Annotated in this window: 6 protein-coding genes; all 6 read right to left on the bottom strand. The window is 68.8% G+C overall.

Annotated features, from left to right (window positions below; genetic code table 11):
* Nucleotides 1–55: 55 nt before the first annotated feature.
* From SARO_RS12130 to SARO_RS12155, 6 genes are read right to left on the bottom strand one after another with little or no spacing between them, the layout of a single operon-like run.
* Nucleotides 56–2,530 (bottom strand): glycoside hydrolase family 95 protein, encoded by a 2,475-nt coding sequence (locus SARO_RS12130; protein WP_011446053.1) that lies wholly within the window; start codon nt 2,528–2,530, stop codon nt 56–58.
* A gap of 11 nt (nt 2,531–2,541) precedes the next feature.
* Nucleotides 2,542–4,230 (bottom strand): N-acetylglucosamine-specific PTS transporter subunit IIBC, encoded by a 1,689-nt coding sequence (nagE, locus tag SARO_RS12135; protein ID WP_011446054.1) that lies wholly within the window; start codon nt 4,228–4,230, stop codon nt 2,542–2,544.
* A complete protein-coding gene (gene ptsP, locus SARO_RS12140) occupies nt 4,227–6,737 on the bottom strand; it encodes a phosphoenolpyruvate--protein phosphotransferase (RefSeq protein WP_011446055.1) in 2,511 nt (836 codons plus the stop codon). Before ptsP ends, nagE begins: the two co-directional genes overlap by 4 nt.
* Before the next feature lie 52 nt (nt 6,738–6,789).
* On the bottom strand, nt 6,790–7,932 hold the full coding sequence (nagA, locus tag SARO_RS12145) for an N-acetylglucosamine-6-phosphate deacetylase (RefSeq protein ID WP_011446056.1): 1,143 nt from the start codon (nt 7,930–7,932) through the stop codon (nt 6,790–6,792).
* Nucleotides 7,929–8,969: an SIS domain-containing protein gene (locus SARO_RS12150; RefSeq protein WP_011446057.1), complete on the bottom strand. Its 1,041-nt coding sequence runs from the start codon at nt 8,967–8,969 to the stop codon at nt 7,929–7,931. The genes nagA and SARO_RS12150 overlap by 4 nt, the downstream gene beginning before the upstream one ends.
* Nucleotides 8,970–8,995: 26 nt before the next feature.
* Complete coding sequence (locus tag SARO_RS12155; RefSeq protein WP_011446058.1) at nt 8,996–9,736, bottom strand: GntR family transcriptional regulator; 741 nt, start codon at nt 9,734–9,736, stop codon at nt 8,996–8,998.
* Nucleotides 9,737–9,886: the final 150 nt, after the last annotated feature.

A 9,886-nucleotide genomic window follows, 5' to 3' on the forward strand; every position in this document is an offset into this window, starting at 1 on the left:
GGGCAAGGTTGGCGATCAGGGGGGTGAATGGTCGGGGGTAGACGCGAACGGTGGGTCAGACGGCGATCAGGGCAAGCCTGGCTGTGCGATCCCTGCCGACGCGCAGATCGACCTGCGCCACGGCGGCGCCGGAAGAGGGACGGAGCGAGGGCGGGAGGCCGACCGTGACCGTGCCGCCGCGCCGCGCATGAAGGAGAACGGTCGCGCCTGCGGGCGTCCATTCGAGATCGACCGTTGCCCCGTGCCGCGTGCGCAGGCCCTTCACTGCCCCTTCCCGCCAGCGCGGCGGCAGGGCGGGAAACAGCTCGATCCGGTCCTCGTGGCTCTGCACGAGACATTCGGCGATCGCCGCAGCGATGCCGAGGTTCGCGTCGATCTGGAAGACCGGATGCGGATGGAATGGGTGAGTGCCTAACAGGCTGCGCGCGACGTGATCGGCGAGGAAACGTTCGAGCGCCTCTCCGCAAGCCTTGCCATCGCCAAGACGCGCGCGGATTGCCGTGGCCCAGGCGCGCGACCATCCGGTTGAGCTGCCACCATGCGCCTCGCGCCGGTCGAGCGAGCGCGCGGCTGCCGCTGCCAGTCGAGGCGAGCGGCGGGGCGTGATATCGCCGCCTGGAAAGATCGGATAGAGGTGCGAGACTGTCCGGTGTCCCGGGTCCTGTTCCGCGAAATCGACCGACCATTCCTGCAACTGGCCGTGGCGGCCGATGCGGTAGGGAGGAAGCTCTTCGGACAGGTTGCGCAAGACTTTCGCGAAGGCGGCATCCTCGCCCAGGACGGCGGCGGCGGCGATGCAGTTGCCGAACAGCTCGCGGATCATGGCGATGTCCATCGTGCACCCCGCGCTGATTGCGGCCGTCCGGCCATCGGCCGTCACAAAGAGGTTTTCGGGCGAGATCGAGGGGGCGGTAGTGAGTTGGCCCGAGGCGGGATCGCGTACCAGCCAGCCGACGCAGAAATCCGCCGCGCCGCGCATTACCGGCCAGGCGCGGTCGCGCAGGAACGCCAGGTCGCCCGAGAAGCGGTAGTGTTCCCACAAGTGCTGCGCGATCCATGGCGCACCCATCGGCCAGTTGGCCCAGTTGGGATCGCCCTCGCCCGCGCCGACCGGATTAGACATGGCCCACAGGTCGGTGTTGTGGTGCAGGCACCAGCCGGGCATCCGGTAGTAATCGCGCGCGGTGTCGCCGCCATTCCGCGCCAGCGCTTCGGCGAAATCGACCAGCGGACGATGGCAATCGGCGAGGTTGGCGGTCTCGGCCATCCAGTAGTTCATCGGCACGTTGATGTTGGTGGTGTAGTTGCAGCTCCACGGCGCGCGCAATTGCGCGTTCCAGATGCCCTGGAGGTTCGCCGGACGCGTTCCGGGCCGGGAACTCGCGATCAGCAGATAGCGGCCGTAATTGTAGAGCAGCGCCGCGAGCGCGGGGTCGCCCGGATCGGCGGCGCGGCGCGCATCGGTGGGCAGGCCATCGTGCCGCCGGGCGGTGTCGCCGCCGCCGAGCGCGAGCGCGGACCGTTCATACAGCGCGCGGTGATCGCGGCGGTGGTCGGCCAGAAGGCGGGTGTGCGGCTTGCCCCTTGCGCGGCGCAAGGGCGCGGCTGCCAGCGCCTCCACCGCGCCGGGATCGAGGTCGGGCAGGACGTGGGGGCCACGATAGCCGGTGGCGGCGGCAAGGCGAATCTCGAGCCAGCCGGCGTTCTCGACCCGAAGAGCGCCCTCCCCCTTTCGGACTGAGCCGTCGGTGTCGATCTCGGCAATCGCGGCGAAGGCCATGCCGTAGCCGGCGCGGTCGGAATAGCGAACGGGGTCCGGGACGTTGCGATAGTCGGGCTCGCACACCGTGGGCGCCTTGCCGGCGAGGACGAGGCGGCGGGGCGATACGGCGCGGATGGAAGAGCGAAGCTGGCAGTCGAGGCGCACGCTGGCGCCGAAGCGGGCGGCGCCCTCACGCTCGATCCTGAACACCACGAGTTGCGCCGGGGCCGAGACAAAGAGCGTGCGCCGTTCAATGCCGCCATCGCGGTCGATCTCGACCCCGGCAGTGGCTTCGCGAAGGTCGAGCGTGCGGCGGATCGCGCGGGCGGGACCGGCTTGATCGAGATCGACGTGGAGGTCGGCCAGCGGCAGGTAAGCCTCGCTGAAGTGGCCCTGCATCCGGCGCGCGAGGCGGTCTGCCCCCGGATAGTCGCCAGCGAAGATCAGATCGCGCATCTGTTCGAGGAGGCCGTCGGCGGCGGCCCCGCCGACCGAGGGCTGGCCCGACCAGAGCGTGTCCTCGTTGAGCGAGAGTCGCTCGCCATCGAGCAGGCCGTGCATCATTGCGCCGAGGCGGCCGTTGCCGACGGGGAGCGCCTCGATCCATTCGCGCGCGGGGCTGTCGAAGACGAGGCGATGGTGCGGATCAGCAGGCGACGGGGAAAGCGCGCCAGCGGGTGCCGAAGCGTGGGCAGAGGCGGCGATGGTACAGGCTGTCGTGCCCAGCAGCGACAGGACCTCGCGGCGATGCAGGCCGGTCGGCGTCATCGCCGCGCGGCTCAGACCGCGAGGTCCTGGCCGATGAGGTGCCAGGTCCGCGCGTCGATGCGGGCGACGCAGCGCAGGCCGGGGACCGGGGCCATTGCCGCAAGATCCGCGTCACGGCGAAACGTCACGCGGATGCGTCCGGCCGCGCGCGAGGCCTGGACGACGGCATCGGCTCCGCCGAGCGCGGCAAGGATTTCCGGGCGCAGGCTGACGGCTAACGCTTCGGAGCGGACAGGCGTGGCGGCGGGGGCGGCGGGTGCGTGCTTCACGACGTCGGCCATCTCGGCGCAGATGCGGTCTGCCATGGGGCCGATTATGACCTGCACGGCATCGGCGGCAGGGCGCAGCACCGCGACCGCGCCGAGCGCCTTGAGCGCGGCATCGTCGACCGCCGCGGGATCGCGGACGACCAGGCGCAGGCGCGTGGTGCAGGCGCCCAAGGTGGCGATGTTGGCGGCGCCGCCAAGGGCTTCGACATAGGCGTGGCCCAACTCGCCGTCGGTGCCGGTTTCCTGCTGGCCGGAGGGCGCGAGCGGCTGGCGGCCTGGCGTCGCGAGGTCGAAACGGCGGATCGCATAGCTGAAGACCGCGTAGTAGATCGCGAAATAGGCAAGGCCGACGGGCAGCAGGAGAAGCGGCCGGGTGGCTCGGCCGAAGTTCAGCACATAGTCGAAAAGGCCGGCGGAAAAGCCGAAGCCCATGCGCACGCCGAGCACGTCCATCAGAACCATCGCCGCGCCCGTCAGCACCGCGTGGACCGCGTAGAGCATCGGTGCGAGGAACATGAAGCTGAACTCGATCGGCTCGGTCACGCCGGTCAGGAACGAGGTGAGCGCGAGGCTGAGAAGCATGCCGCCGGTCGCCTTGCGCTGATCGGGCAACGCGGCCCGGTACATGGCGAGGCAGGCGGCGGGCAGGCCGAACATCATGATCGGGAAGAACCCGGCCATGAAGGCGCCCGCATGCGGGTCTCCGGCAAAGAAGCGGCGCAGGTCGCCGGTCGTCCCCCCGAAATCGCCCAGGACGAACCAGGCGACGTTGTTGAGGATGTGGTGGAGCCCGGTGACGAGGAGCAGCCGGTTCAGAACCCCGAAGGCGAAGAGCCCGACCGGACCTGCGGCAACGAGACCCCGGCTACCGTGATCGAGCGCGGCATCGAGTGCCGGGAAGCCAAGGCCCACGACCCCGGCAAGCACGACCCCCGCGCCACCCGCGACGATGGGCACGAAACGCCTTCCGCCGAAGAAGGCGAGATAGGCAGGAACGGCGATGGTCGAGAAGCGGTTGTAGAGCGCGCCGCCGAGCAGACCCGAGACGATCCCGATGGGTACGTCAAGCCGGGCAAAGGCCTTGGCCTTCCACGCCCTTGCGACGGTCTGGGCAAGCGTATCGGCAAGGCCGAGCGTGACGTCCGTCGGGACCGGCAGGAGCGCCTTGCCGCCGTTCATCGTGACGAGATAACAGACCACCCCCGCGAGGCACGCCGCACCATTGCCGTCGCGCGCAATGCCCGCGGCAACGCCGATGGCGAAAAGCAGTCCGAGGCTGGAGAAGAGCGCATCGCCGGACGCGGCCAGCAGCGGAAGATCGAGCAGGTCGGGCTGGCCGAGGCGCAGCAGAAGCCCCGCGACGGGGAGCACCGCGATCGGCAGCATCAGCGCGCGACCGATCGGCTGGAGCAGGCCGAGAAGGTTCCTCATGGCAGTGTCTCCACGAATGCCCGCGACAGGGCACGGATTTCGGCAGCGGATTCAAGCTGAAGCGCCTCGAGGGCGAGAGTCTTGCAGTCCGAGATGGACAGCCCGCGCACGAGCGCCTTGATTTCGGGCAATTGACGCAGCGGCACCGACAGCTCGGTCACGCCGAGGCCGAGGAGCAGCGGCACCGCAAGGCGATCTGCCGCAAGTCCGCCGCAAACTCCGGTCCAGCGACCGACCGATTGCGCGCCGCGCACGGTCTGCGCGATCAGGTTGAGCACGGCCGGGTGGAGCCCGTCGATCCCACCCGCCACGGCCGGATTGTCCCGGTCCATCGCGAGGACGTACTGGGTCAGGTCGTTCGTGCCGATGGACATGAAATCGGCGTGCGGCGCGAGCAGGAACGCGGTGGCGGCGGCGGCAGGCGTTTCGACCATGATGCCGACTTCGACGCGCTGCGCGAGGCCAAGTTCGGCGCTGATCCGGTCGACCCGCTGGCGCACCTCGCGGACCTCGGCGACGCCGGTGACCATCGGCACCATGATCCGCAGCGCCCCTCCGCGTTCGACCGAAAGAATGGCGCGCAACTGGTCTTCCAGCACATCGGGATGGGCAAGTCCCACCCGGATGCCGCGCAAACCGAGTGCCGGATTGGCCTCTGGCGCGATGGGCAGATAGGTTGCGGGCTTGTCACCGCCGATGTCGAGCAGGCGGACGATCAGGGGGCGACCGCCCAGCGCATCGGCAATCCCGGCGTAGAGTTCGGCCTGCTGGGCGACGGTCGGCGCGCTTTCCCTTTCGAGAAACAGGAATTCCGTGCGCAGCAATCCGCAGCCCTCGGCCCCGGCGGAGACTGCCCGACGGGCATCGTCGAGCGAGCCGAGATTGGCGAAGACTTCGATGCGCGCGCCGTCGCGGCTGTGGCAAAGCTCGCTCGCGCTGGCGAGGGCATCGGCGCGCCTCGCCTGACGCGCGGCAACTTCCGCTTCTGCCTCGGCAAGCGCGGCAGCGCCGGGCGCCGGGAGGAGAAAGCCGCCGTCGGCATCGAGAATGGCCTTGTCGCCCGCGCGAACGCCTGCGAGCGCATCGCCGATGGCGACAAGCATTGGAATGCCCATGCTGGCCGCAAGGATCGCGACATGCGAGGTCGGGCCACCGTTCGCGAGCGCGATGCCGGTAACCTCGGCGCCGAGCTGCATGATCTGGGAAGGCAGCAGTTCGTCTGCCAGGAGGATCGTCCCCGGAGGAAACGCCAACGTCTCGTCGAGTTCGCCGATGAGGATGGTGACGAGCTGCCTCCCGAGGTCGAGAACGTCGTCCGCGCGCTCGGCAAAGCGGGCCGAACCGCTGCCGCGCAGAACCACCGCCGAAGCGCGGCAAGCCTCGCGCCAGGCATGGGCGGCGTCTTCGCCCTCGGCGATACGCGAAAGGGCCGCGGCTTCGAGTTCGGGATCGTCCAGCAGCGCGCGGTGAGCGCTGCATATCGCTGCCTTAGGGCTGACCTCGGACGAGATCGCGAGCCGCGACCGCAGATGGTCCATCGCCGAGAGCAGGCGAATGCGCTCCTCTTCCTTGCCCTTTCCCTGCACCGGCAGTTCCGGTTCGGAGCGGTCGAGGCGGTGGCAGGTGCCGAGCGCGAAGCCGGGCGAGGCAAGATTGCCGCGCAGCGCGCCATCCGGCACCGGAGCGAAGGGCGGCATGCCGGCAGACGAGGCGCGCGGCTCTGCGGCGGCATCGTGTTCAGCGCCCTCGCCCAGCCCACTGCGGATGAGGTCGACCAGCGCAGCCACTGCCTGTGAGGCGTCCGGTCCGCTGGCCTCGACGAGAATTTCGTCGCCCAGCTGGATGGACAGACCGAGCAGGCCGACCGGCGAGCGGGTGGAAACCGCCCGGCCGTTCTTCACGATGCGCGTTTCCGCGGCGAAGGCGCGCGCCGCTTCGCCCAGGCGCGCGGCGGGCCGGGCGTGAAGGCCGTTGGGCAGGGGCACGACGACAATGGCCCCGACCGCCTCGCCCACCGGCGCGCGATCCGGCGAAGGGGCGACTCCGACGGGATCGAGCCGGATCAGGTCGTCTCCGACGGCAACGAGCGCGTCGACAGTGCAGGAGGAAATCGTGAAACGGTCGCCATTGGTGACGATGACCGGCGAGACGAGCGAGGGCGCGCGGCCGGCAAGGTCGTCGAGCGAGAAGCGCAGCAGAGGCTGCCCTCGCACGACGCGATGGCCTGCCCGGACCAGCGTCTCGAAGCCATCGCCCTTCAACTCGACCGTGTCGATGCCGAGGTGCATGAGCAGTTCGACGCCGCCCTCCCCTGCCATGGTGACGGCATGGCGCGCGGCGTGGACGGAAAGGATTTCGCCATCGCAAGGCGCGCAGAGCAGGCCTTCGACCGGATCGATGGCCACGCCATCGCCCAGAAGGCGGGCGGAGAAGACGCCGTCAGGGACCTCGTCGAGCGCGGAGACCCAACCTGCAATCGGCGCAGAGAGAACAATCGACCCCATCATTTCTTCCCTCCATCCCCGGCTGCCACGCGGCGCGACGGGGCGGCAAGCTGCGTCAGCGTACCCGCTGCCCGCCGATCCAGGTGGCCTGGGTGCGGAAATCCGCATCGAGCCAGACGAGATCGGCATGGTGCCCGCGTGCGATCGCGCCGCGGCTGGATTCAAGCCCAAGAAATTCGGCGGGGTTGTGCGTTGCCATCGCGAAAGCGACGTGCGGCGCCATGCCGAGTTCGACCGAGTTGCGGATTGCGGTGGCCATGTCGAGGTCCGACCCGGCTAGCGTTCCTTCGGCATTCACGCAGACGCCGTCGCGCACGGTGATCTCCTCGCCATTCAGGACGAACCGCTTGCGCTCGCTTCCCACGGTCGGCATCGCATCGGTGACCAGCATGAAACGGTCCGCCGGACGCGCGGCCAGGGCCACGCGGATCGCCGCCGGATGGGCGTGGGCACCGTCGACGATGAGACCGCACCACAGGCTGCGGTCCTCGAGCACGGCGCCGACGACGCCGGGGTGGCGGTGGTGGAACGGCGACATCGCGTTGAACAGGTGGGTGACGCCGCGCACGCCATTGGCGATGGCAAGGCGCACATCCTCGTAGCTGGCGTTGCTGTGGCCGATGCTGACGATCACGCCCGCCTCGACCAGCGCGCGCACCGCATCGGGTGCGTTGCACTCAGGCGCGAGCGTTACCATGACCTTGCCCTTGCGCGGGCGGGTGAGCAGCGCGATCAGTTCGTCCTCGAGCGGGCGGAACTGCCCCGCATCGTGGATGCCGCGCCGCGCCTCGTTGAGGAACGGCCCTTCGACATGGATGCCGATCACGCCCGGAACGCCGGACGCGATTGCCTCGTCCACCGCATCGAGCGCGCGTGCGATGGTATCGCGCGGGGCGCTGATCAGGGTGGGCAGGAGCGCGGTCGTGCCGAAGCGGGCATGGGCCGCGCTGATGCGGGCAAGCGAGGCGACGTCCGGGCTGTCGTTGAACAGCACGCCGCCGCCGCCGTTGACCTGGGTGTCGACGAAGCCCGGGACGAGCCAACCACCGCCGAGGTCGACGGATGGGCCGAGGCCTGTGCCAGCCTCGTCGCCCGAGAGGACCGCATCGATACGGTCGTTGCCGATCTCGATCCGGGCACTTTCGGCAATGCCGCCGGGCAGGAGAATGCGCCCGTTGCGGAAGGCGAGGACAGTCATAGCGTCTCTGTCACCTTTCGCAGGAACGGGGGATTGTCGGGCTCCATCCCCCGGGCGCGGGCCAGGGTTTCGACCGCCGAATAGAACGACTGGACCAGCAGGATCGGCTCGATCACGGGGTGCGCCGGGACTGCCGGAAGCGTGCCGGCGGATTGCGAGCAGTCTGCGAGAAGGACCCGGGCGCCACGACCGGAGAACTCGCCCGCGACGGCGCGCACGTCATCGCCCGAAGCGTCGGACGTGGCGAGGGCGAGGATCGGAAAGCCTTCCCCAACGATGGCCATGGGGCCATGGCGGACTTCGGCGCTGCTGAAGGCCTCGGCGTGGAGGCCGCAGGTTTCCTTGAGCTTGAGCGCCGCTTCCTGCGCGACCGAGAGGCCATAGCCGCGCCCGACGACGAGGAGATTATTGGCCGGCGCGAGTGCATCGACCAAAGCGGTCCAATCGCGGGCATATGCCTGGTCGAGCAGCGCGGGCAGGCCGTGAAGCGCATCCTTCAGCGCCTCGTCCTCGCTCCACCACGCGACGATGGCTGCAAGGGCCGCGAGCGAGACGACGAAGGATTTCGTCGCCGCTACCGACAGTTCCGGGCCGGCGCAGAGCGGCAGGAAGCAGTCGGCAAGCTTTTCGAGCGGGGAATCCGGCTGGTTGACCAGGGCCACCACATAGGCGCCTGCCGCGCGGTGGCTTTCCACCGTGGCAAGAAGATCGGGGCTGCGTCCGGATTGCGAGATCGCGACGAGCACCGAGCCGGTGCGGCGCACGTCGGACGCGAAGACCGAAGCCACAGAGGGCGCGGCGGAAGACACGGGAATGCCGAGACGCGTTTCGACAAGGTACTTGCCGAACGTCGCCGCATGGTCCGAAGAGCCGCGTGCGCAGGTGACCACCACATTGGGCGGATATGCGCGCAGACGTTCGGCGAGGGCCTTCAGGTTCTTTTCGTTGTGCGCCAGGAAACGGGTGACGGCAGTGCCGGCTTCCGCTGCTTCGCGCCGCATCGCCGATTGCTCGGCATGCAGCTCAACACTCGTCATCAGCCCTCCTTGTGCACGCCGCGCCTCTAGCTGGCGTTCAACTCTGCGACGAGGTCGTAAGCGTCGCCGCGATAGTACGATTGGGTAAACTCCACGGCCTCGCCATCAGCGAGGAAACCGCGACGTTCGATGAACAGGCCGGCATGGTCGACGTCGACGCCGAGACGCTTGGCCTGTTCGGCGGGAAAGTGCATCGCGCGCAGGCGCTGCAGCGCGCGGACAGGACGATTGCCGACAGCCTCGAGCGCGGCGTAGAGCGAATCCCCGACCGCATCGATGCCCGGCAGGCAATGGGCGGCGATGGTCGAATACTCGATCGCCATCGGCACCTCGTCGGCAAAGCGGAGGCGCTGGAAGCGGAAGACCTCGGCCCCCGGCGACAGGCCGAGCGAGAGCGATTCCTCGGGCGTGACAAGGCCGCGAGACTTGGAAAGCCATTCGCTGCTGGGCCTGCGGCCCCGGGCGATCATGTCTTCCGAGAAGGACGACAGCTTGGAGAAGCTCTTTTCCACGCGGGTGGCGACGAACGTGCCCGAACCGCGACGGCGCACGACCAGCCCCTCCTGCGCCAGCCCGTCAATCGCCTTGCGCACGGTGATGCGCGAGACGCCGTATTCGACCGCAAGGTCGCGCTCGGCCGGAATCATGTCGTCCTGCGTGAGAACGCGGTTCTCGATCGCCTGGCGGACGAGCTGCTGAAGTTGCAGGTACAGGGGCGTCCTGACATCCTGGCGGAGAAGACCAACCCGTTCAACAAATGACGCCATAAACCCCTCAACGGCCGAAGATGCAATTGCACCGGAAGGGTAGAGGACAGGTTGGCTCAGCACAACTGGAGCTATAGGTTATATATTGGTCCGGTGCAAGTCTCCAATTTTGCAATGCCGTCATGGGCTTCACTCTCAGCGATGCGGCGG

Origin of the sequence: Novosphingobium aromaticivorans DSM 12444 (assembly GCF_000013325.1) — a bacterium.
GTDB classification, from domain to species: domain Bacteria; phylum Pseudomonadota; class Alphaproteobacteria; order Sphingomonadales; family Sphingomonadaceae; genus Novosphingobium; species Novosphingobium aromaticivorans.